Origin of the sequence: Leclercia sp. Marseille-Q4284 (genome assembly GCF_916618945.1) — a bacterium.
GTDB lineage: Bacteria > Pseudomonadota > Gammaproteobacteria > Enterobacterales > Enterobacteriaceae > Enterobacter > Enterobacter tamurae.
This window is the reverse complement of record NZ_CAKAKG010000001.1, coordinates 802,774-824,667: the sequence shown is the minus strand read 5'-3', so window position 1 is coordinate 824,667 and position 21,894 is coordinate 802,774. Positions and strand designations below refer to the sequence as shown.

At 54.5% G+C, this 21,894-nt stretch carries 23 protein-coding genes; 8 read left to right on the top strand and 15 right to left on the bottom strand.

Annotated features, from left to right (window positions below):
- Window positions 1-35: 35 nt before the first annotated feature.
- The 3 genes from nuoB to lrhA all read right to left on the bottom strand — a co-directional run bounded on the left by nuoB (window position 36) and on the right by lrhA (window position 2,736).
- The gene (gene nuoB, locus LG383_RS03810; RefSeq protein WP_032612787.1) at window positions 36-710 is read right to left on the bottom strand and encodes an NADH-quinone oxidoreductase subunit NuoB; all 675 of its coding nucleotides are present in this window, start codon (window positions 708-710) and stop codon (window positions 36-38) included.
- Window positions 711-725: 15 nt separating this feature from the next.
- A complete protein-coding gene (gene nuoA / locus LG383_RS03805) occupies window positions 726-1,166 on the bottom strand; it encodes an NADH-quinone oxidoreductase subunit NuoA (protein WP_166183049.1) in 441 nt (146 codons plus the stop codon).
- A 631-nt stretch (window positions 1,167-1,797) separates the two neighbouring features.
- A complete protein-coding gene (gene lrhA, locus LG383_RS03800; protein WP_225758351.1) occupies window positions 1,798-2,736 on the bottom strand; it encodes a transcriptional regulator LrhA in 939 nt (312 codons plus the stop codon).
- Between the two features lie 947 nt (window positions 2,737-3,683).
- Between lrhA and LG383_RS03795 the strand changes: the two genes are divergently transcribed.
- Together LG383_RS03795 and yfbR are read left to right on the top strand one after the other, a co-directional pair.
- Window positions 3,684-4,898: a pyridoxal phosphate-dependent aminotransferase gene (locus LG383_RS03795; protein ID WP_032612793.1), complete on the top strand. Its 1,215-nt coding sequence runs from the start codon at window positions 3,684-3,686 to the stop codon at window positions 4,896-4,898.
- Between the two features lie 95 nt (window positions 4,899-4,993).
- Window positions 4,994-5,593, top strand: coding sequence for a 5'-deoxynucleotidase (gene yfbR / locus LG383_RS03790; RefSeq protein WP_106996029.1), 600 nt, complete (start codon window positions 4,994-4,996; stop codon window positions 5,591-5,593).
- Between the two features lie 57 nt (window positions 5,594-5,650).
- Here the strand turns inward: yfbR and LG383_RS03785 are convergent, their stop codons facing one another.
- The 4 genes from LG383_RS03785 to yfbV all read right to left on the bottom strand — a co-directional run bounded on the left by LG383_RS03785 (window position 5,651) and on the right by yfbV (window position 9,274).
- Window positions 5,651-7,483 (bottom strand): SLC13 family permease, encoded by a 1,833-nt coding sequence (locus LG383_RS03785; RefSeq protein ID WP_225758350.1) that lies wholly within the window; start codon window positions 7,481-7,483, stop codon window positions 5,651-5,653.
- A 77-nt stretch (window positions 7,484-7,560) separates the two neighbouring features.
- The gene (locus tag LG383_RS03780; protein ID WP_225758349.1) at window positions 7,561-8,220 is read right to left on the bottom strand and encodes a sugar phosphatase; all 660 of its coding nucleotides are present in this window, start codon (window positions 8,218-8,220) and stop codon (window positions 7,561-7,563) included.
- Window positions 8,221-8,231: 11 nt separating this feature from the next.
- Complete coding sequence (locus LG383_RS03775; protein WP_106996032.1) at window positions 8,232-8,726, bottom strand: YfbU family protein; 495 nt, start codon at window positions 8,724-8,726, stop codon at window positions 8,232-8,234.
- Window positions 8,727-8,818: 92 nt separating this feature from the next.
- Window positions 8,819-9,274, bottom strand: coding sequence for a terminus macrodomain insulation protein YfbV (gene yfbV / locus LG383_RS03770; RefSeq protein ID WP_106996033.1), 456 nt, complete (start codon window positions 9,272-9,274; stop codon window positions 8,819-8,821).
- 336 nt (window positions 9,275-9,610) lie between these two features.
- On the opposite strand from yfbV, the gene ackA reads away from it, so the two are divergent.
- The gene (gene ackA / locus LG383_RS03765; RefSeq protein ID WP_106996034.1) at window positions 9,611-10,813 is read left to right on the top strand and encodes an acetate kinase; all 1,203 of its coding nucleotides are present in this window, start codon (window positions 9,611-9,613) and stop codon (window positions 10,811-10,813) included.
- Between the two features lie 76 nt (window positions 10,814-10,889).
- On the top strand, window positions 10,890-13,028 hold the full coding sequence (pta, locus tag LG383_RS03760) for a phosphate acetyltransferase (RefSeq protein ID WP_106996035.1): 2,139 nt from the start codon (window positions 10,890-10,892) through the stop codon (window positions 13,026-13,028).
- A 55-nt stretch (window positions 13,029-13,083) separates the two neighbouring features.
- Here the strand turns inward: pta and yfcD are convergent, their stop codons facing one another.
- The 3 genes from yfcD to yfcF are packed head-to-tail and all read right to left on the bottom strand — an operon-like array spanning window position 13,084 to window position 14,922.
- A complete protein-coding gene (yfcD, locus tag LG383_RS03755; RefSeq protein ID WP_106996036.1) occupies window positions 13,084-13,626 on the bottom strand; it encodes an NUDIX hydrolase YfcD in 543 nt (180 codons plus the stop codon).
- Window positions 13,627-13,681: 55 nt separating this feature from the next.
- Window positions 13,682-14,233, bottom strand: coding sequence for a phosphodiesterase (gene yfcE / locus LG383_RS03750; protein WP_166183055.1), 552 nt, complete (start codon window positions 14,231-14,233; stop codon window positions 13,682-13,684).
- 44 nt (window positions 14,234-14,277) lie between these two features.
- Window positions 14,278-14,922, bottom strand: a complete 645-nt coding sequence (gene yfcF / locus LG383_RS03745; protein ID WP_225758348.1) for a glutathione transferase — start codon at window positions 14,920-14,922, stop codon at window positions 14,278-14,280.
- 144 nt (window positions 14,923-15,066) lie between these two features.
- Here yfcF and yfcG point away from each other — a divergent pair, with 144 nt between their 5' ends.
- From yfcG to LG383_RS03725, 4 genes are read left to right on the top strand one after another with little or no spacing between them, the layout of a single operon-like run.
- Window positions 15,067-15,696 (top strand): GSH-dependent disulfide bond oxidoreductase, encoded by a 630-nt coding sequence (yfcG, locus tag LG383_RS03740; RefSeq protein WP_106996038.1) that lies wholly within the window; start codon window positions 15,067-15,069, stop codon window positions 15,694-15,696.
- 51 nt (window positions 15,697-15,747) lie between these two features.
- A complete protein-coding gene (gene folX / locus LG383_RS03735) occupies window positions 15,748-16,116 on the top strand; it encodes a dihydroneopterin triphosphate 2'-epimerase (RefSeq protein ID WP_106996039.1) in 369 nt (122 codons plus the stop codon).
- 13 nt (window positions 16,117-16,129) lie between these two features.
- On the top strand, window positions 16,130-17,023 hold the full coding sequence (locus tag LG383_RS03730) for a TIGR01777 family oxidoreductase (protein ID WP_225758347.1): 894 nt from the start codon (window positions 16,130-16,132) through the stop codon (window positions 17,021-17,023).
- Between the two features lie 57 nt (window positions 17,024-17,080).
- Window positions 17,081-17,590 (top strand): GNAT family N-acetyltransferase, encoded by a 510-nt coding sequence (locus tag LG383_RS03725; RefSeq protein ID WP_106996041.1) that lies wholly within the window; start codon window positions 17,081-17,083, stop codon window positions 17,588-17,590.
- A gap of 50 nt (window positions 17,591-17,640) precedes the next feature.
- Here LG383_RS03725 and hisP read toward each other — a convergent pair whose 3' ends face one another.
- The 5 genes from hisP to argT form a co-directional block, all read right to left on the bottom strand.
- On the bottom strand, window positions 17,641-18,414 hold the full coding sequence (gene hisP / locus LG383_RS03720) for a histidine ABC transporter ATP-binding protein HisP (RefSeq protein WP_106994731.1): 774 nt from the start codon (window positions 18,412-18,414) through the stop codon (window positions 17,641-17,643).
- An 8-nt stretch (window positions 18,415-18,422) separates the two neighbouring features.
- Window positions 18,423-19,136: a histidine ABC transporter permease HisM gene (gene hisM, locus LG383_RS03715; protein ID WP_106994730.1), complete on the bottom strand. Its 714-nt coding sequence runs from the start codon at window positions 19,134-19,136 to the stop codon at window positions 18,423-18,425.
- A complete protein-coding gene (locus tag LG383_RS03710) occupies window positions 19,133-19,819 on the bottom strand; it encodes a histidine ABC transporter permease HisQ (protein WP_225758346.1) in 687 nt (228 codons plus the stop codon). Before LG383_RS03710 ends, hisM begins: the two co-directional genes overlap by 4 nt.
- 88 nt (window positions 19,820-19,907) lie before the next feature.
- Window positions 19,908-20,690 (bottom strand): histidine ABC transporter substrate-binding protein HisJ, encoded by a 783-nt coding sequence (gene hisJ / locus LG383_RS03705; RefSeq protein WP_032612831.1) that lies wholly within the window; start codon window positions 20,688-20,690, stop codon window positions 19,908-19,910.
- Window positions 20,691-20,932: 242 nt separating this feature from the next.
- Window positions 20,933-21,715, bottom strand: a complete 783-nt coding sequence (argT, locus tag LG383_RS03700) for a lysine/arginine/ornithine ABC transporter substrate-binding protein ArgT (protein WP_106994728.1) — start codon at window positions 21,713-21,715, stop codon at window positions 20,933-20,935.
- Between the last annotated feature and the right edge of the window lie 179 nt (window positions 21,716-21,894).

The window sequence follows — 21,894 nt, the reverse complement described above, 5'->3', positions numbered from 1 at the left end:
TATGCGAAGGTTATCTCCATGCCCACAGGCGCAAATTAAATTTCGTCCGGTGTACGCAGATTGGTCACTGCAATACGTTCGCCGCGTTTACGCTCGCGTTCGGACTGCATGTTAGCGCGGTACACGCCCTGGTCGCCCACGACCCAGGAGAGCGGACGGCGTTCTTTGCCAATCGACTCCTGCAACAGCATCAGAGCCTGCATATAGGCTTCTGGACGCGGTGGGCAGCCCGGGATGTAAACGTCCACCGGGATGAACTTATCTACACCTTGCACAACAGAATAAATGTCGTACATACCGCCAGAGTTTGCACAAGCACCCATGGAGATAACCCATTTAGGCTCGAGCATCTGGTCGTACAGACGCTGAATGACCGGCGCCATCTTGGTAAAGCAGGTTCCCGCTACCACCATCAGGTCAGCCTGACGCGGAGAGGCACGCAGTACTTCTGCACCAAAACGCGCAACGTCATGCACCGCAGTGAATGACGTCACCATTTCAACGTAGCAGCAAGAAAGGCCAAAGTTGTATGGCCAGATGGAGTTCTTACGACCCCAGTTGACCATATCGTGCATGGCATTTTCGAGCTTGCCCATGTACACGCTTTTATTGACTTCTTGCTCCAGGGGGTCGGTTACGATCTCCTGCTTTTGCAGGGGGTAACGGTCATTCTCACCGTTAGGATCTATGCGGGTGAGCGTATAATCCATCTTATTGCCTCGCTGTTACTGCTGACGATTAGAGATACTGTTTTCCGGGTTGGTACGTTCACGGCGTGAACGTGCAGGTGTCCAGTCCAGCGCGCCGATACGCACCAGATAAACCAGACCGGCCAGTAACACTAAAATGAAAATTGCGGCCTCGACAAAGCCTACCCAGCCACTCTCACGAATGGAGGTCGACCATGCGAACAGGTAAAGCGCTTCCACATCAAAGATGACGAAGAACATGGCCACCAGATAGAACTTGGCGGACAGGCGTAAACGCGCGGTACCTACCGAATCGATACCCGATTCAAATGGCGTGTTTTTGTGCCTTGCCCGGGCGCGACCGCCGAGGAACCAGCCGCCGATAAGCATCAGGCAGCACAGGCCAATGGCAACGATAAGAAAGATTGCGAATGCCCAGTGATGAGCGATGACTTCTGTGGATGTTGACATACTCATTGCTTACTCATCAAAAGTGATACCTGAAAACCCTGCTCTTTCTGGCAGATGGGCATCACATCGATTCATGGGGAGGAACAAATAACCGTACACTAACTGTCGAAAAATGAGACATAGACAGCAAAATGATGTGGTTTTTTACTCCTTTCTATAACCTTTTGTCAACTTTAACAAAAGTTTCTTCACATTAGATTACATCGGTCGATCTTCATTAACATTTAATGCCCTTTACCCTCAAAAAGTGTGAGGCGCGTTCCGGCGTGGGGGTGTTGAATCGAGTCCGTAGCAATCTAATACAAAGATTACCCGTCTATTTTGACAGGATTTGCCGCTGATTCCTCCCCCCAAAGAGGAGTATTTTCTTGATCTGTGACACGCTTTTGTTAATTCAATCAAAAAAACGGCAACATCTTTGCTGCTTTTTTAACATGCCCATTGACATTAGAGAGAAGCGGGGAAGCAGGTTTTGCAAGGCAGGATGGACAACTATCGGTTTGATAAAGCACAAGATTGTCGAAAAAATAAGGTCAACAGCAGGGGGCATATGCAAAAAAAGAACCACTTTGCTGGTCATCAGCCGCAGTGGTTCTTTTTCGTTGGTACAATTGTTATCAGATTATGAGTGATTCGTTTACTCGAAATCGCGCTCTGTCACCAGGGAGTCGCCCCCCCCTTGCGGAGTAACATTGTTGTACTGCCAGGGGTTGTCGTAGTTTTCCATGGCGTTAAAAATGGTCTGCGCCAGTTCATTATTGCTGAGCGGGTTGTGGCACAGCATATACTCCGTATCCGGCAGCGCAGGCAATCCATCCGCTTTCCCTAATACCCGTAAATCCGGACTCATCATCTCAACCGGGCGTGCCGTGACGCCAAGCCCCGCTTTCACCGCTGCGCGAACCGCAGGCAGCGTTGAGGCTACATAAGCGAGTCGCCATGGCACGTTGGCGGCATTGAGCGTGGCCAGCACGATGTCGCGGAACGGGCTGGGATCGTCCAGCAGCACCAGCGGAACCGGCTCCCCGCGCTGCAGAGAAAATTCTGCGGCACAGTACCAGTGCGTCGGCGAAGTACGCAGCGTCAGACTGTTAAACTGGCCGGTACGGTGAGTAGTGACCACCAGATCGACCTCCTGCTCCTGCAGCATATCGACCATATAGGCATTGCGTTTAACCCTGACATCCAGCGCAAGTTTCGGATAAACCGAACTGATGCGGTTGAGCAGGAACGGCAGAATAGTATCCGCCGACTCATCAGACGCACCTAAAGTTAAGACACCCTGCAGATTACTAAACATTAAGGATGTACATGCTTCATCATTGAAACGTAGGATTTTTCTGGCATAACCCAGCAGCTGAATCCCGTGTTCCGTTAACAGCTTATTGCGGCCATGACGGGCAAAAAGCTCTTTACCCACCAGTTGCTCCAGTCGTTGCATTTGTTGACTGACCGCAGATTGGGTACGGCAAACTGCGGCCGCGGCAGCAGCAAAGGTGTTCAGATCGGCGACCGCCACAAAGGTTCTCAGCAGATCGAGGTCGAGATTCAGTATCGGACGATTTGCATTAATCATATCTTTTCACTTACAGGTTGCTCGTACGGAGCTGCCCCGGGTTTAAGCTGTGTGCGTAAAAGTAATACAGTTCCTTCTGAAAAAAATCCTCTGACGTCCCGGTCTGGCATTGTGCCTGCGTAATGTAATTGTGCTGGGTATATCAGTGGTCAGAAACAACTTATCTGACGATATTTTTATTCTCAACAACGTTCGAGATATATAGATGTTTGCCGGATGATGTAAATTCCATAAAAGAAGATGCATTTCCAACGTCAACTTTATCGCAGTACAGGTTAAGCAGCAATGGTGTCACTTAACTTCTCAAGGCAGAGATAATTCTAACAATAACAATAAACTATTAAAGGCTAACGTATCAAGGCCTGGAGTGACCTGTTATCTTTCTTCGCTAAACTCAGTGACATCTTACCCTAAAACCTTTTTATTTATAAGCCTTATTGCGTTTCCAGTGATTTAACCTGATTGATAACTCGCTAAACTAATTTTATTTATATTAACGAAAGTTGCGATTTCGCCTTTATTTGGAAATAACTAATAATTCGATCAAGACTTAATGATTAATAATACTTAACATTAAATTCACACGGGCAACCTTTATATAAAAAGGCAGGGAAGTAAACGCTACTGCATTTCATTCAGCTTTTACGAAATGTTCCTGTAGGAAACTGTAGCACTGCCAGCCTAAGTCGCTCAATACGCGGCTTTTTTACAGCGTAAAATCCATTTTAATACGCTACAACCAAAATAAATCACCAAATAACAATAAAAATATGGCCCATAAAATGTAAGCAAAGTTAAAAAACAGTTAAAAATTTCAATATCACTTTCGGGGAATGGACAAAATCTTCTTCTGCCAACGCTTCAAAATCGGCCAAGCGAGGAGTACATTGTTCCGTGCTAACTTCCACGGCAGGAAGTAGCAATAACAGCGAAAAGGTTAAAGATTCATGTCACCCATCGAAAAATCCAGCAAGTTAGATAACGTTTGTTACGACATTCGTGGCCCGGTTCTTAAAGAGGCAAAACGTCTCGAAGAAGAAGGTAATAAAGTACTTAAGCTCAATATCGGCAACCCGGCGCCATTTGGTTTTGATGCACCGGATGAAATTCTGGTTGATGTGATCCGCAACCTGCCGACGGCGCAAGGCTACAGCGACTCCAAAGGCCTTTACTCTGCGCGTAAAGCCATCATGCAGCACTATCAGGCGCAGGGCATGCGCGATGTCACCGTAGAAGATATCTATATTGGTAACGGTGTTTCCGAGCTGATCGTCCAGGCGATGCAGGCCCTGTTGAACAGCGGTGACGAAATGCTGGTTCCGGCACCGGATTATCCGCTGTGGACCGCGGCGGTGTCGCTCTCCAGCGGTAAAGCGGTGCACTACCTGTGTGATGAATCCGCTGACTGGTTCCCGGACCTGGATGACATTCGAGCCAAAATCACCCCGCGCACCCGCGGGATCGTCATCATCAACCCGAACAACCCAACCGGTGCCGTTTATTCTAAAGAGCTACTGCTGGAGATTGTCGAGCTGGCCCGCCAGCATAACCTGATCATCTTCGCGGACGAGATTTACGACAAAATCCTGTACGACGCGGCGCAGCACCACTCCATTGCGGCGCTGGCGCCGGATCTGTTGACCGTCACCTTTAACGGGCTGTCCAAAACCTACCGCGTCGCCGGTTTCCGTCAGGGCTGGATGGTGCTGAACGGGCCGAAGAAACATGCCAAAGGCTATATCGAAGGTCTGGAGATGCTGGCCTCCATGCGTCTGTGCGCCAACGTACCGGCCCAGCATGCGATCCAGACGGCACTCGGCGGCTATCAGAGCATCAGTGAATTTATCGTGCCTGGCGGGCGTCTGTATGAGCAGCGTCAACGCGCCTGGGAGCTGATTAACGATATTCCGGGCGTCTCCTGCGTGAAGCCAAACGGCGCGCTCTATATGTTCCCGAAAATTGATATCAAACGCTTCAACATCTTTGACGATCAGAAGATGGTCCTCGATTTCCTGCTGCAGGAAAAGGTGTTACTGGTGCAGGGCACCGCATTTAACTGGCCGTGGCCGGACCATGTGCGCATCGTTACCCTGCCGCGTGAGGATGAACTGGAGATGGCCATCAGCCGCTTCGGGCGATTCCTCGGCGGATACCATCAGTAATATGACCCTCGGGCTGCCACTGGCAGCCCGATTTGCATCTCACCGCCCCTCCCCTCACAATGAAACCTGTCGCTGTGCAAGACCAAAGGTAACTTATGAGTCAGAGTCATTTCTTCGCCCATCTTTCCCGCCTGAAACTGATTAATCGCTGGCCGCTGATGCGTAACGTGCGTACCGAGAACGTCTCCGAGCATAGTCTGCAGGTTGCCATGGTGGCCCACGCGCTGGCAGCCATCAAAAACCGCAAGTTTAACGGCCAGGTCAATGCCGAACGTATCGCCCTGCTGGCGATGTACCATGATGCCTCTGAGGTACTGACGGGCGATCTGCCGACCCCGGTGAAGTACTTCAATTCGCAAATTGCCCAGGAGTACAAAGCGATCGAGAAAATCGCTCAGCAAAAACTGGTCGATATGGTGCCGGAAGAGCTGCGGGATATCTTCGAACCGCTGATTGACGAGCAGAGCTACAGCGAAGAGGATCGGTCGATCGTCAAGCAGGCGGACGCGCTCTGCGCCTACCTGAAATGTCTGGAAGAGCTTTCAGCCGGCAATCATGAGTTTTTACTGGCGAAAACCCGCCTCGAAAAGACCCTTGAGGCGCGCCGCAGTCAGGAGATGGACTACTTTATGCAGGTGTTTGTTCCGAGCTTCCAGCTGTCGTTGGATGAGATCAGCCAGGATTCGCCGTTGTAATGTGTTGCCGGGTGGCGGCTGCGCCTTACCCGGCCTACAAAACCGTATCCCGCTGCTTTAAAACGGGAACAACACCGGGATCATCACCACACACACCACCATCACCAGAATGGTAAAGGGCACGCCGAGCTTCACGAAGTCGCTGAAGCTGTATTTGCCGGGTCCCAGCACCAGGGTGTTAACCGGTGACGAGACCGGCGTCATAAAGGCGGCTGACGCGGCCATCGCCACCATCATCGCAAAGGGATAAGGCGATACCCCCATTGATTTCGCCATCGCCAGCGCAATGGGTGCCATCAGGACCGCGGTTGCGGTGTTGGAGATAAACAGCCCGATGGTGGCGCACATGACAAACAGACACATCAGCATCATGTAAGGGCCGTAGCCGCCCCCCAGCTCCATCAACCCTTTCACCACCAAATCGACCCCACCGGTTTTTTGCAGCGCCAGCGCAAAGGGCATCATGCCGACAATCAAAATGATGCTCGGCCAGTGAATTGCTTTGTAAGCGCTTTCAGCGTCGATACAGCGGAATTTGCCCATCAGCAGGCAGGCCACGATCGCTGCCACCGGATTAGGAATTTCGTCGGTCAGCATCAGGGCGACCATCAACACCAGACAGAAAATGGCGTGCGGCGCCTGGCTGTGGGCGGGAGAGGCATCGCTCACTTCGATAGGTAAATTGAGCACCACAAAATCGCGACCTCTCTGACCCAACTGGGTGATCAGCTTCCAGTTGCCCACCACCAGGAAGATATCCCCCAGTTCCAGCGGCTCGTCCACCACCGAGCCGTCCATCGCTACACCGTCGCGTTTTAACCCCACCACGTTCAGACCGTAACGGGTACGAAAGCCTATTTCGCGGATGGTTTTGCCGAGCAGCTCCGACTCGGGGATCAGCGACACCTCCGCCATCCCCACGTCCAGCGCCTGATCGGAGAAGTACTCCCCGCGAAGAACCATCGGCTCCAGCAACTGTTCGCTGCAAAAGTCGCGCAGATCGACATCCGCGGAGGACATATCAATCAGCAGCACGTCCCGGGCGCGAAACTCCGATACGCCGTTAACGTTCACAATCACCCGGCGAAAACGACGCCAGCGTTCCACACCAATAACGTTGGCCCCGTAGCGTTCGCGAAGTTTGAGATCGTCCAGACGCTGACCGATCAGCGGTGAGCCGGGGCGGATCGCCAGACGACGCGCCCGTCCGGTGAGGCGATACTCTTTGATCAGATCGCGGAAGGTGCGGCGCTTCCAGCCGTCGCGAGGTTTATCCTGCTTGTCGCTCTTCAGGGCAAAGCGGGTCAGCAGCATATAGATAATACCCAGCACAAGGATCACCAGCCCCAGCGGCGTCACGCTAAAGAAGCCAAAGCCTTCCAGCCCCTCACGCAGCAGTTCACTGTTGACCACCAGGTTCGGCGGCGTGGCCACCAGCGTCATCATGCCGCTGATAAGCCCGGCGAAGCTGAGCGGCATCATCAGGCGCGAGGGCGAGATCTGCATGCGCATCGAGACGCTCAGCACCACCGGAATAAAGATTGCCACCACCCCGGTGGAGCTCATAAACGCCCCCAGCCCGGCGACGGTAAGCATCAAAAAGATCAGCATTTTGGTTTCGCTGTTGCCCGCCACGCTGACCAGCCATGAGCCCATACTGGTCGCCACGCCGGTGCGCACCAGGCCGTCGCCGATGATAAACAGAGCGGCAATTAAAATAACGTTGGGATCGCTAAAGCCAGAGAAGGCTTCCGGGAGGGTTAAGGTGCCGCTGAGCACAAAGGCCACGATCACCAGCAGGGCCACGGCATCCATGCGGACTTTGCCGGTCGCAAACAGAATAATCGCGATAAGAAGCAGGCTTAAGACCCAAATAAGTTCACCGTTCAAAACAGATCCTTGTCAGAAGAGAGTGACGCCGATAGTGCCATAAAAAAGCCCCAACAATGTGGGGCTATATCATGGGATTACATTTTTTGGGAGACGGTTACATTCCCGTCGGCTGTACGGCTGACGGCGACGGCCTCCAGCGTGCTGAGCACGAGGTCGGCCTCCTGCAGACGCGGCGAGTTGGCGGGAACATTGACGGCGATGACATGGCAGCCGGCATTAAGACCTGCCAGCACACCAGCGGCGGCATCTTCCACCACCACGCACGCTTCTGGCGCCAGCCCCAGCAGCTTCGCGCCGAGTAAAAAGGCATCGGGCTCCGGCTTGCCGCGCGTCACCCGCTCTGCGGTGATAAACACCTCCGGTACCGGCAACCCTGCCGCTCTGTGCCGGGCATGGGCCACAGGAACCGAGCCGGAGGTGACGATAGCCCACGGGATCCCCGCTTCATTCAGGTGTTTGAGCAGCGCAAGCGCCCCCGGCAGCGCGGTGATACCCTCGGTATCGGTGGCTTCAACCTGCTCAAGCCAGGTAAACTCCGCCTGGATCTCTGCTTCGCTTCTCCCCTGGAGAAAGTGCCGTAAAGAGGTTATGGCCTGTTTGCCATGGATAAAATTCAGCACCTCCTGATGGTCGATGCCATGCCGGTCGGCCCAGCGACACCAGGAGCGCTCCACCACCGGTAACGAATCGACCAGCGTACCGTCCAGATCAAACAGAAAACCTTTACACTGCACATCAACCTCCGTCAGGCGTTAATAATTTGTTGAATCTCATTGCTGCTCAGATGGTACTGACGCGGGCAGGCGTGCCATACGCTGAGCATCCGCTGATACTTTTCCCACATCGGGGTCTGGGCGTTAAAGCCATGGGTACCGGCATCGAAATGGGTGTAGCGCCCTTCCACATTAACCATAAAGCGGACATAGCTCAGGTAACGGGATTCGGTGGCCGCATCAAAGCCCAGGAAGGTGACACGACGTTCGTCGATGGTCTGGGCATCTTTCAGGTTAGTCCATGAAACATGCAGGGCGTGGTACATCTCCATGATGTCGATAACGGTACGACAGGTCTCTTCCTTAAGTTCGCCAAACTCGCGATCCAGCTCGCGCATCTGTAAACCGAAACCACGTTCGACGATAGTCTGCAAGCGGCGATAGCGCTCGGCGTTGTCGGGATCAAGCATCGTCATCATTTTGTACTGGTTAGATAAAATCAGACGTTGAGCGTGGGTCATTTCCATCTTTCGACTCCTGTTGCACATGGCAGCGTAAAAAAAAGACACGGTAACGGTGGGTTACTGTGCCTTCTTTTAGCGATCGTTTCGATGATCAATCACAAGTCATCGAGGAATGTTTTATCAAGTTGCTTGAATGCCCGCTTCAGGGTATCGGCCAGCGCCTGATAGTCGGGTTTACCCTCGACCGGAGCCAGCGCCTGACCGGCATCCTGCAACTTGCCGCGAACTTCATAGAACCAGGACAACACTGATGGCGGCAATGGCGTTACCGAGCGTTTACCCAGCCACCACAATCCCTGCATCGGCAGGCTCAGGGCGAACAGCGCGGTAGCCACCGCAGGTCCGAGTTGCCCACCCAGTGCAATCTGCCAGCACAGGGTAAAAACGGCGAGGGGCGGCATCAACCGAATAGCGTGGCGGGTCGCGCGGATCACGCGGTTCTCAATGAAGACGGGTGCCAGCCGCTTTTCCAGTGGCCACGTCTTCGAATAATGCTGTCCCCGGCGAAACAGGCTAAAAAAGCTCACGGAAGGGTTCACGGGTGTCGACATGGCTTACCTCAACTTCACATATAAAGATTAAAAAATTCGTGCAAAACCACAACTGGTCATGACATCGTTCAAAAACTTTTGTCAGCGCTACCCAGTATCGGGTATCCTGTGCCGGCCTGCAAAGGCCTTAGACGAGGAATGTTCACTCGTCAAATTATCGCACATTATGCCATTGCCGGAAAAATGCGCAAAATGGCATAAAATCATATGTATTCCTTTCGTCATGCCGAAATGTACTTCGGGCATGATGTTAATCATAAATGTCAGCGATATCTTGCGCTACGATCCTTGACTCACTGACGTTTTTTTAGCCACGTATCAATAATAGGTACTTCCATGTCGAGTAAGTTAGTACTGGTTCTGAACTGCGGTAGCTCCTCACTTAAATTCGCTATCATCGATGCGATCAACGGTGAAGAGTACCTTTCTGGTTTGGCCGAATGTTTCCATCTTCCTGAAGCACGTCTTAAGTGGAAAATGGACGGCAGCAAACAGGAAGCGGCTTTAGGTGCAGGCGCCGCTCACAGCGAAGCGCTGAACTTTATCGTTAACACTATTCTGGCACAAAAACCAGAACTGTCCGCTCAGCTGACTGCTATCGGTCACCGTATCGTTCATGGTGGCGAGAAGTACACCAGGTCTGTAATCATCGACGACTCCGTTATTCAGGGCATCAAAGACTCCGCCTCTTTTGCACCGCTGCATAACCCGGCTCACCTGATCGGTATCGCTGAAGCACTGAAATCCTTCCCGCATCTGAAAGACAAAAACGTGGCCGTATTCGACACCGCGTTCCATCAGACCATGCCGGAAGAGTCTTACCTCTATGCCCTGCCGTACAAACTGTACAAAGAGCACGGCGTTCGTCGCTACGGCGCGCACGGCACCAGCCATTTCTACGTGACGCAAGAAGCTGCGAAAATGCTGAACAAGCCGGTTGAAGAAGTGAACATCATTACTTGCCACCTGGGCAACGGCGGTTCCGTTTCTGCTATCCGTAACGGCAAATGCGTTGATACCTCTATGGGTCTGACCCCGCTGGAAGGCCTGGTGATGGGTACTCGCTCCGGTGATATCGATCCGGCAATCATCTTCCATCTGCACGATACCCTGGGCATGAGCGTTGAAGATATCAACAAAATGCTGACTAAAGAGTCTGGCCTGCTGGGTCTGACCGAAGTCACCAGCGACTGCCGCTACGTTGAAGACAACTACGCCGAGAAAGAAGACGCTAAACGTGCAATGGACGTTTACTGCCACCGTCTGGCCAAGTACATCGGTTCTTACACTGCACTGATGGACGGTCGTCTGGATGGCGTGGTCTTCACCGGTGGTATCGGTGAGAACGCAGCAATGGTGCGCGAGCTGTCCCTGGGCAAACTGGGCGTGCTGGGCTTTGACGTTGACCATGAACGTAACCTTGCTGCGCGCTTCGGTAAGTCTGGCTTCATCAACAAAGAAGGCACCACTCTGGCAATGGTTATCCCAACCAACGAAGAGCTGGTTATCGCGCAAGACGCGAACCGTCTGACTGCCTGATTCCACACCGCCAGCAATGCTGGCGGTGCTGTTTTGTAGCCCGCCTGATTTCGGCGGTAACGAAAGAGGATAAATCGTGTCCCGTACTATTATGCTGATCCCGACCGGAACCAGCGTAGGCCTGACCAGCGTCAGCCTCGGTGTGATCCGTGCGATGGAACGCAAAGGCGTTCGTCTGAGCGTGTTTAAGCCAATCGCTCAACCACGTGCTGGTGGCGATGCCCCAGACCAGACCACCACTATCGTTCGTGCGAACTCTAACCTGCCAGCCGCTGAACCGCTGAAGATGAGCCACGTTGAGTCTCTGCTCTCCAGCAACCAGAAAGACGTGCTGATGGAAGAGATCATCGCTAACTATCACGCTAACGCCCAGGATGCGGAAGTGGTGCTGGTAGAAGGCCTGGTTCCGACGCGCAAGCATCAGTTTGCTCAGTCCCTGAACTTCGAAATCGCCAAAACGCTGAACGCGGAAATCGTGTTCGTCATGTCCCAGGGTACCGATACCCCGGAACAGCTGAAAGAGCGTATTGAGCTGACCCGCAGCAGCTTCGGCGGCGCGAAAAACGCCAACATCACCGGCGTTATCGTTAACAAACTGAACGCCCCGGTTGATGAGCAAGGCCGTACTCGCCCTGACCTGTCTGAAATTTTCGACGACTCGTCCAAAGCGAAAGTCGTGAAAATCGATCCGGCTAAACTGCAGGAGTATAGCTCCCTGCCAGTGCTGGGCGCGGTGCAGTGGAGCTTCGATCTGATCGCCACCCGTGCAATCGATATGGCGCGTCACCTGAACGCCACCATCGTTAACGAAGGCGATATCAACACCCGTCGCGTGAAGTCCGTGACCTTCTGTGCGCGTAGCATTCCGCACATGCTGGAACACTTCCGTGCAGGTTCCCTGCTGGTGACCTCCGCTGACCGTCCTGACGTGCTGGTTGCAGCCTGCCTGGCGGCGATGAACGGCGTGGAAATCGGTGCGATCCTGCTGACTGGTGCCTATGAAATGGACCCACGCGTCAGCAAACTGTGCGAACGCGCATTTGCCACCGGCCTGCCGGTCTTCATGGTAGACACCAACACCTGGCAGACCTCTCTGAGCCTGCAGAGCTTCAACCTGGAAGTACCGGTTGATGACCATCAGCGTATCGAGAAAGTGCAGGAATACGTTGCCGGTTGCATCAATGCCGACTGGATTGAATCCCTGACCGCGACCTCCGAGCGCAGCCGTCGTCTCTCTCCACCAGCCTTCCGTTATCAGCTCACCGAGCTGGCGCGTAAAGCGGGCAAACGCGTTGTGCTGCCAGAAGGCGACGAACCGCGTACCGTTAAAGCCGCAGCCATCTGTGCCGAGCGCGGTATCGCTACCTGCGTGCTGCTGGGTAACCCGGATGAGATCACCCGCGTTGCTGCTTCTCAGGGCGTTGAGCTGGGTTCTGGTATCGAAATCGTGGACCCGGAAGTGGTGCGCGAAAGCTACGTTGCCCGTCTGGTCGAGCTGCGTAAGAGCAAGGGCATGACTGAAGCCGTTGCCCGCGAACAGCTGGAAGACAACGTGGTTCTCGGTACGCTGATGCTGGAGCAGGACGAAGTTGACGGTCTGGTTTCCGGTGCGGTTCACACTACTGCGAACACCATCCGTCCGCCGCTGCAGCTGATCAAAACTGCACCAGGCAGCTCGCTGGTCTCGTCCGTGTTCTTCATGCTGCTGCCGGAACAGGTTTACGTGTACGGTGACTGTGCGATCAACCCGGATCCAACTGCTGAACAGCTGGCCGAGATTGCAATCCAGTCTGCTGACTCCGCGATTGCCTTCGGTATTGAACCGCGCGTAGCGATGCTCTCCTACTCCACCGGTACCTCTGGTGCAGGTAGCGACGTAGAGAAAGTACGTGAAGCGACCCGTATTGCTCAGGAAAAACGCCCGGATCTGGTTATCGATGGCCCGCTGCAGTATGACGCCGCAGTTATGGCTGACGTAGCGAAATCCAAAGCGCCGAACTCGCCGGTTGCGGGTCGCGCTACCGTGTTCATCTTCCCGGATCTGAACACCGGTAACACCACCTACAAAGCGGTACAGCGTTCAGCCGACCTGATCTCTATCGGGCCGATGCTGCAGGGTATGCGCAAGCCGGTGAACGACCTGTCTCGTGGCGCGCTGGTAGACGATATCGTCTACACCATCGCCCTGACCGCGATCCAGTCTTCCCAGCAGTAAGCAACACCCCAACGTAAAAAGGCGACCCGCGGGTCGCCTTTTTTTATGGTTGCGATTAAGCTTCTTCGTGCTTAACCGGCTCGTTGCTGGCATTGCGGCTCATCCACAGGGCCAGCGCTTTCAGCGAATCTGGCGTGAAGTCATCGCAACGCGCAGTGATCTCCGCCGGGGTCATCCAGCAGACTTCACTCACCTCTTCCTCCTGCAGCGCAAACGGACCGTGGGAGACACAGCTGAAAAGGCCTCCCCAGACGCGGCAGTGGCTATCTTCAAAGTAGAACTGGCCATGTTCGGCAAACGGCACGCCGGCAATCCCCAGCTCCTCTTCCGCTTCGCGGCGAGCGGAATCAAGTAACTGCTCATCGGCCTGCACCACGCCACCGGCGGTAGCATCGAGCATGCCGGGCATAAAGTCTTTCGTTTCGGTACGGCGCTGAACCAGAATATTGCCCATCCCATCGTGCACGACGATATAGGTCGCGCGATGACGAAGGCGCTGCGCCCGCATCTGCTCGCGGCTCGCCTGTGCGATTACCTCATTGTCTTCGTTGACAATATCCACCCATTCCGTACTTGCCAAATGACTCTGCTCCACCATCGGGAAACCTTCTCTTTAAAGCGCTCTCGCGGCGCGTTTACTGTTGAGGAGTAAATTACGGATTAATCTCTGACTGCGCAATAACCTGGCCATCATTCAGCGTCATAACGCACAAATGGTTTCCATCCAGCATGCCGTAGCTGGGGGAAAAACCGCCTTTGGGCAGGCTGACCGAGCCAGGATTAAAGTGTATGAGGTCGCCCTGTTTCCCGGCTACCGGAATATGAGTATGGCCGTAAACCAGCACATCGCCAGCATTCAGCGCGGGCAGGTTATCCGGACCAAACAGATGACCGTGGGTCACAAACAGCCGACAGTTCTCCAGCAGGATCTGCTGCCAGGGGGCGGTGATGGGAAAGTGCAGCAGCATCTGGTCAACTTCGCTGTCGCAGTTACCGCGCACGGCGATAATCCGCGACGCGTAGGCGTTGAGTCGATCGGCGACCTCAGCAGGCGCGTAGCCTTCGGGCAGCGGGTTGCGCGGGCCGTGGTTCAGTACATCCCCGAGGATCACCAGCCATTGCGCCCCGCTCTGGTTAAACAGCGAAAGCACCCGTTCGGTCGCCGGCAGCGAGCCGTGGATGTCCGATGCAAACATCAGCTTCATCAGTAATTCCTTGTGTCGAAAAGCTGCCCCATTATACCGGAATATTAGCCCGCCCGCTTCGCTGACAACGCCACGTACCGCTGCACGGACGCCCGCTGCCACTGGAAATTAGCGTAATCCACCAGCTGCTGGGGCACGTCGTCGCCATTGAGCACCAGACGGTTGAGCATCAGGGCCAGATCCGCATCGGCAATACACCACTCTCCGAAGAGGTTTTGCTGGCCGTGGGCAAGCAGCGACGAGGCAACATCGTAGAGCTGGTTTGCCGCCCGCTGCGCATTTTCGCTGAGGGCCGGTTTTTTCACCCCGCCAAACACTACGTCGGTAGAGCGCTCCTCACGGATCGGCATCAGATCGCTGCGCAGCCACGCCTGGATCTGGCGTGCGCGAGCGCGTTTTTGCCGATCGTGAGGGAAGATCCGCTCCCACTCCGGCGGGGCAAAATGCTCCTCCAGATATTCGGCAATGGCCGAGGATTCACTGAGTTCAAAGCCGTCGATCTCCAGCACCGGCACGCGGCGGGTCAGGGCATAGCCTCGCCACTGCGGCTGTCGATTTTCACCCCGGCTGAGATCCACGGTCTTCAGGGTAAAAGGCAATCCCTTCTCGGCCAGCGCGACATACACGCTCATGACGTAAGGGGAGTAATAATCGGCATCTGACCACAGGGTAATCGCAGGTTGGCTCATAAAATCCTCGTAACGCTTCGGAAGGTGGGTATCTATCCAAAATATAACCTCCTGCCCCGGCTGTCACTTGATGAAAACTCACGATTTATCATCACCACCTATAATCGATCTTATGCCGCAATAATCGTTATGACAGGAGTTGCGATGATTGACCTTTACTACGCCCCCACCCCCAACGGGCATAAGATCACGCTTTTTCTGGAGGAGGCCCAGCTGGATTACCGCATCCTGCCGGTTGATATCAGCAAAGGCGAACAGTTCCGCCCTGAGTTTCTCGCCATTTCGCCTAACAATAAAATCCCGGCCATCGTCGATCATGACCCGGACGATGGCGGTGCCCCGCTGAGCCTGTTTGAGTCCGGTGAGATCCTGCTCTACCTGGCGGAAAAAAGCGGCAAGCTGCTGAGCGGCGAATTACGGGAACGCCACGTCACCCTGCAGTGGCTCTTCTGGCAGGTGGGCGGGCTGGGGCCGATGATTGGTCAGAACTATCATTTTAACCACTTTGCACCGCAGCCCATCCCCTACGCCATCGAACGTTTTCAGGTTGAGACGCAGCGGCTCTATAACGTGCTGAATAAACGTCTGGAGAGATCGCCGTGGCTGGGAGGGGAGCACTACAGCATCGCGGATATCGCCTGCTGGCCGTGGGTCAATACCCATGAAAACCATCGCGTCGACCTGGCGTCGTGGCCTGCGGTGAACAACTGGTTTGAGCGCATCCGCACCCGTCCGGCAACCGAGCGCGCGATGCAAAAAGTGCAGCAGATATAAACGGTTTCCTCATGTATCATGGTGGCAATAATGACACCGAGGAAGCCTGCAATGTCCCAGCACGACGCGATTATTCGTATTAAAAATTTACGCCTGCGCACCTATATCGGCATCAAAGAGGAGGAGCGTGCCAACCGTCAGGATATCGTCGTTAATGTGGTGATCCACTACCCGGCCGACAAGGCCCGGGACAGTGAAGATATCAATGACGCCCTGAACTATCGCACCGTCACCAAAAGCATCATTCAACATGTCGAGAGTAACCGCTTCTCTTTACTGGAAAAATTAACTCAGGATGTGCTGGATATCGCACGTGAACATCACTGGGTCACCTATGCTGAAGTAGAGATCGATAAACTTCACGCCCTGCGCTATGCCGACTCCGTCTCAATGGCGTTAAGCTGGCAACGCCAGGCGTAACCCTGGAGGTTGTATGAAGATCCTGATAACCGGTGGTACTGGCCTGATAGGCCGGCATCTGATCCCTCGTTTGCAGACGCTCGGCCATGAGCTTACGGTGGTGACGCGCAGTCCCGAGAAAGCGCGTCAGGCCCTCGGCTCCGGCATCGATATCTGGAAAGGGCTCACCGAGCATCAGGATCTGAACGGCTTTGATGCCGTCATCAATCTGGCGGGGGAACCCATCGCCGACAAACGCTGGACGAAAGAACATAAGCAGCGGCTGTGCAACAGCCGCTGGAACATCACCCAGCGACTGGTGGATATGTTCAAGGCCAGCGAAACGCCGCCGTCGGTGTTTATCTCCGGTTCAGCATCGGGTTATTACGGCGATTTAGGCGAAGTGGTGGTCACCGAAGAGGAGCCGCCGCACAACGAATTTACCCATAAGCTGTGCGCCCGCTGGGAGCAGATCGCCTGCGGGGCGCAGAGCGAGCAGACCCGTGTTTGCCTGCTGCGCACCGGCGTAGTGCTGGCACCAAAAGGCGGGATTCTGGCGAAGATGCTGCCGGTGTTTAAGCTGGGTCTCGGCGGCCCGATGGGCAATGGTCGTCAGTATCTGGCGTGGATCCATATCGACGATATGGTGAATGGTATTCTCTGGCTGCTGGATAACGATCTGCGCGGCCCGTTCAATATGGTCTCCCCCTACCCGGTTCGCAACGAGCAGTTCGCCCATGCCCTGGGGCATGCGGTACATCGCCCGGCCGTGGTTCGCGCTCCGGCCTCCGCTATCCGCCTGCTGATGGGAGAATCCTCGGTGCTGGTGCTGGGCGGTCAGCGCGCGCTGCCGAAGCGTCTGGAGGCGGCCGGGTTTGCCTTCAGGTGGTACGACTTAGAAGAAGCCCTGGGAGATGTGGTAGGTTAAATCTATCCGATCGGCTGTGTTAAATTGGTCCGCCCGTTCTCATAGTAAGGCGTTACGATGGCCACAATTACCACTCCCAGGCTGACACTTTCCCCTTTTGAGCCCGCTGACTGGCCCTTCTTCCTGCGGCTTCGCGAATCGCCTGAAATCATGCGCTATATGGCCGCTATTGCCGCAGAAAAAGAGACCCGTCGCCTGTTTGCTGCCCGCCTGAGGGCTCCGCACACCTTTGTCATTCGAGCCCAGGATGACGACACCCCGCTGGGGGATATTGGGCTGCAAATCAGCGCTAAATATCCTGAAGAAGCCGATATTGGTTATACGGTGATCGCCGCCGCGCAGGGCCGGGGCATTGCCAGCGAGGCGCTGCAGGCCGTCTGTAAATATGCTTTTATTCGGGTGGGCGTAAAGGCGGTTAACGCGTATGTGCTGGCGGATAATGGTGGTTCGGTGCGGGTGTTAGAGAAAGCGGGCTTTGTACGTACCCAGGTGCTGGAACAGGCGTATGAGATTAACGGCGTGCGGTATGACGACTGGGTTTACCGGCTGGAGTACGGTGCGGCCTGATCCCCTCACCCTGACCCTCTCCCGAAGGGAGAGGGAATAAACATCAAAAACTACTTCAACGATCCCTTCAGGAACTGCTGCAAACGCGGGCTCTTCGGATTCGCCAGCACCTCATCCGGGTGGCCCTGCTCTTCGATTACGCCCTGATGCAGGAAAATCACGTGGTTGGAGACGTTACGGGCGAAGCCCATCTCGTGAGTCACCACCACCATCGTTTTCCCCTCTTCGGCCAGCTGCTGCATGATGCGCAGCACTTCGCCTACCAGCTCAGGATCGAGCGCGGAGGTGGGTTCGTCGAACAGCAGCACTTCCGGCTCCATCGCCAGCGCACGGGCGATGGAGACACGCTGCTGCTGACCGCCGGAGAGATGCACCGGATACTTAATCTGCTGGCGCGCGTCGATACCCACTTTCGCCAGGTATTTCTCCGCACGGGCACGGGCTTCCTGCTTGCTTAAGCCCAGCACCTGCACTGGCGCTTCCATCACGTTCTCCAGCACCGTCATGTGGCTCCAGAGGTTGAAGTGCTGGAACACCATCGTCAGTCGGGTACGCAACATCCGCAGCTGGTGCTTGTCCGCTACCTTCAGCTGACCGTCTTTGTCCTGCACCAGGTTGATGTTCTCGCCGCTGACCACAATCTTGCCGGCGCTCGGCTTTTCGAGGAAGTTGATGCAGCGCAGGAAGGTACTTTTACCCGACCCCGACGAGCCGATAATACTGATCACATCGCCCGCATTTGCCTGCAGCGACACCCCTTTCAGCACTTCATGTTCGCCGTAGCGTTTGTGCAAATCGATAACGTTTAATTTGTTCTCAGCCATCTTAATTCTCAGTGCGTCGAAGGTTTGACATGCTGCAACCAGCGTTTTTCCGCTTTGCGGAACAGGCTAATCAGGACGTAAGAAATGATTAAATAGAGCACCGCCGCGATGCCGAAGGCGGTAAACGGCTGATAGGTCGCCGAGTTAATGTCGCGGGCAATTTTCAGCAGATCCGGCACGGTGGCGGTAAAGGCCAGCGCGGTGGAGTGCAGCATTAAAATTACTTCATTGCTGTAGGCAGGCAGCGCAATGCGCAGCGCCGACGGCAGGATAATGCAGCGGTAGAGCTTCACGGAGGAGAAGCCGTAGGCCCGCGCCGCCTCAATTTCACCGTGTGGCACGGAGCGGATCGCCCCGGCAAAGATCTCGGTGGTATAGGCGCAGGTGTTCAGCGTTAACGCCAGCACGGTGCAGTTCAGCCCGCTACGGAAGAACGCGTTCAGCATCTCGGTGCCTTTGACGATCTCCAGCGTGTACATCCCGGAGTAGAAGACCAGCAGCTGCACATACAGCGGCGTCCCACGGAAAATATAGGTAAACAGCCAGATGGGGAAGCGGATGTAGTTATTGCTGGAGACGCGACCAATGGCGAGAAACACCGCCAGAATGCCACCCATCACCACGGAAGAAATCAGCAGCCAGAGGGTGATCGCCACACCGGTAAAGCGGTATCCGTCGGTCCACAGCAGCGATTTCCAGTATTCCTGAATAATCTCGATCACAGGTCAGCCCTCTTCACACCCACGGAGTAGCGACGCTCAAGCAACAGCAGTACACCATTGGAAACGGTGGTAAACACCAGATAAATCACCCCGCACACGATGGCGAAATAGAACGGTTCCCAGGTACTTTTACCCGCCAGCTGCGTGGCTTTCACCACATCTTCCAGCCCCAGTAACGAGACCAGCGCCGTCGCTTTGAGGATAACCTGCCAGTTGTTACCGATGCCCGGCAGCGCAAAGCGCATCATGGCCGGAAACATAATACGGCGGAAGGTTTGAGAGGAGGTTAAACCGAAGGCCGTGGCCGCTTCGATATGCCCTTTCGGCACCGCGATATAGGCGCCACGGAAGGTTTCCGTAAAGTAGGCCCCATAGATAAAGCCCAGGGTGATGATACCAGCCACCATAGGATCGATATCAATCTGTGCCATACCGATGGCATCCGTCAGGCCGTTAAGGGCGATTTGCAGACCGTAGAAGATCAGCAGCATCAGCACCAGGTCAGGCACGCCGCGGATCAGGGTGGTATAGCCTTCAAACAGCAGAGCCAGCGCCCGATTGGTCGAAAGCTTCGCGCCCGCGCCCGCCAGGCCTATTAACACCGCCAGCACTACCGAACTGAGAGCCAGTTCAAGGGTGACGAGTGCGCCTTGTAAAATTACGCCAGAAAATCCGTACAGCATACCGCCTGCCCTGTCGTGTCGTGAGTGGTGACGCCGTGTCTTTTCCCCTCCCCTAACGGGAGGGGTCGCACGTTATTGAGTGGGGCGTTTAGCCACCGTAGACATCAAAGTCGAAGTATTTCTTCGCCAGTTTTTCGTAAGTCCCGTCCGCACGCATCTCGGCAAAGGCTTTATTCAGCGCTTCACGCAGTTCGTTGTCCTCTTTACGCAGCCCCATACCGGTGCCCACGCCGAAGAGTTTTTCGTCCTTAATGGACGGACCGCCGAACTTATAATCTTTCCCGACAGGCTGCTTCAGGAAGCCTTCGCTGGCGGCAACTTCGTCCTGGAAAGCGGCGTCGATACGGCCCGCAGTCAGGTCAGCGTAGATATTCTCCTGGCCCTGATAAGAGACGATTTCGATCCCTTTCGGTGCCCAGTGCTCGTTACCAAAGGTCTCCTGGGTGGTGCCCTGCAGCACGCCCACACGTTTACCTTTCAGTGACTCCAGGGTTGGCTGGATATCGGAAGATTTTGCTACCACCAGACGGGAATCCGCTGCATAAAGTTTGTCTGTGAAGGCAATCTCCTGCTGGCGTTTTTCGGTGATGGAGAGTGAAGACATAATGGCGTCGATTTTTTTCGCTTTCAGCGAAGGGATCAGCGCATCCAGTGGGTTTTCAACGAAGGTACACTCTGTTTTGATACGTTTGCACAGCTCTTTCGCCAAATCGATATCAAATCCTACCAGTTCACCCTGCGCATTCTTCGATTCGAAGGGGGCATAAGTCGGATCAGTACCAATACGTACTTTTTGCGGAATTGCTGCGAATGCCGCAGTAGCGCTGGAAAATGCCAGAGCCAGAGAAAGTGACAACACCAGTTTTTTCATATCTATCCTCAACAGACTGTCTTCTTACGGGATTTTAACGCCGACGGGGGTGCTCTTAATGTGCCATTAATCGCCGCGGCAAGGCAAAAGATTATGCCCCGCGCGCGCGAAAAAGTGCATTGCGAGTGCTTAACTATTCACTTTATAACCAATGCGGCACAGGATATGCACCGTTGTGGTTCGCAATTGTTACTGGAGCACCATAACAGGGAACCATTATGGTGCGCACCCGTCAGTAACGGTTAGTCGCCGTAGACATTGAAGTCGAAGTATTTCTTCGCCAGTTTGTCGTAGGTGCCGTCTTTACGCAGTTCGGTAAAGGCTTTATCAAATGCCGCTTTCAGTTCGGCATCGTCCTTACGCAGGCCGATCCCGGTACCGTCACCAAAGTATTTTTTGTCTTTGACCGACGGACCCGCAAAGACAAACTCTTTCCCTGCCGGTTGTTTCAGGAAGCCTTCGCTCGCCGCGACTTCATCCTGGAAAGCGGCATCCAGACGCCCTGCCGCCAGATCGGAATAGATTAAATCCTGGTTCTGGTAGGCAACCACATCGACGCCTTTTTCACGCCAGTTGGCATTGGCAAAGCCTTCCTGGGTGGAGCCCTGCAGGACACCAACGTGCTTACCTTTCAGCGAATCAATGGTCGGCTGGATCGGCGAGCCTTTCGCCGCAATCAGGCGTGAATCCGCTGCGTACAGTTTTTCAGAGAAGGCGATCTCCTGCTGACGCTTCTCGGTAATGGAGAGCGAGGAGATAATCGCGTCGATTTTTTTGGCTTTCAGGGAGGGGATCAGCGCATCAAAGTCGCTGCCCACCCAGGTGCATTTCACGGACATGCGTTTGCACATCTCATTCCCCAGGTCGATATCAAACCCGACAAAGTCGCCTTTCGCATCTTTCGATGAGAACGGCGCATAGGTCGCGTCAGTACCGATACGTACGGTCTGTGGGAGCGCCGCATAGCTGCTTGCCGCTGCGCTTAATCCCACCAGCAAAGACAGAGCCAGAACCGTCTTCTTCATACATTACCCTCAAGTGTCGTGATTTTATTTTGTAATAGATGATGTTGTGTGTTGTTACAGGCGATCCCTTGCAGGTCTTATGCCAGATTGCAATGAGTGCAAAATTACGACGTTAAATATGTTAACGAAAGGTTGCAAGATTGCCTTAATGGTGAAAGATAGCAGGTCTGCCAAACGAA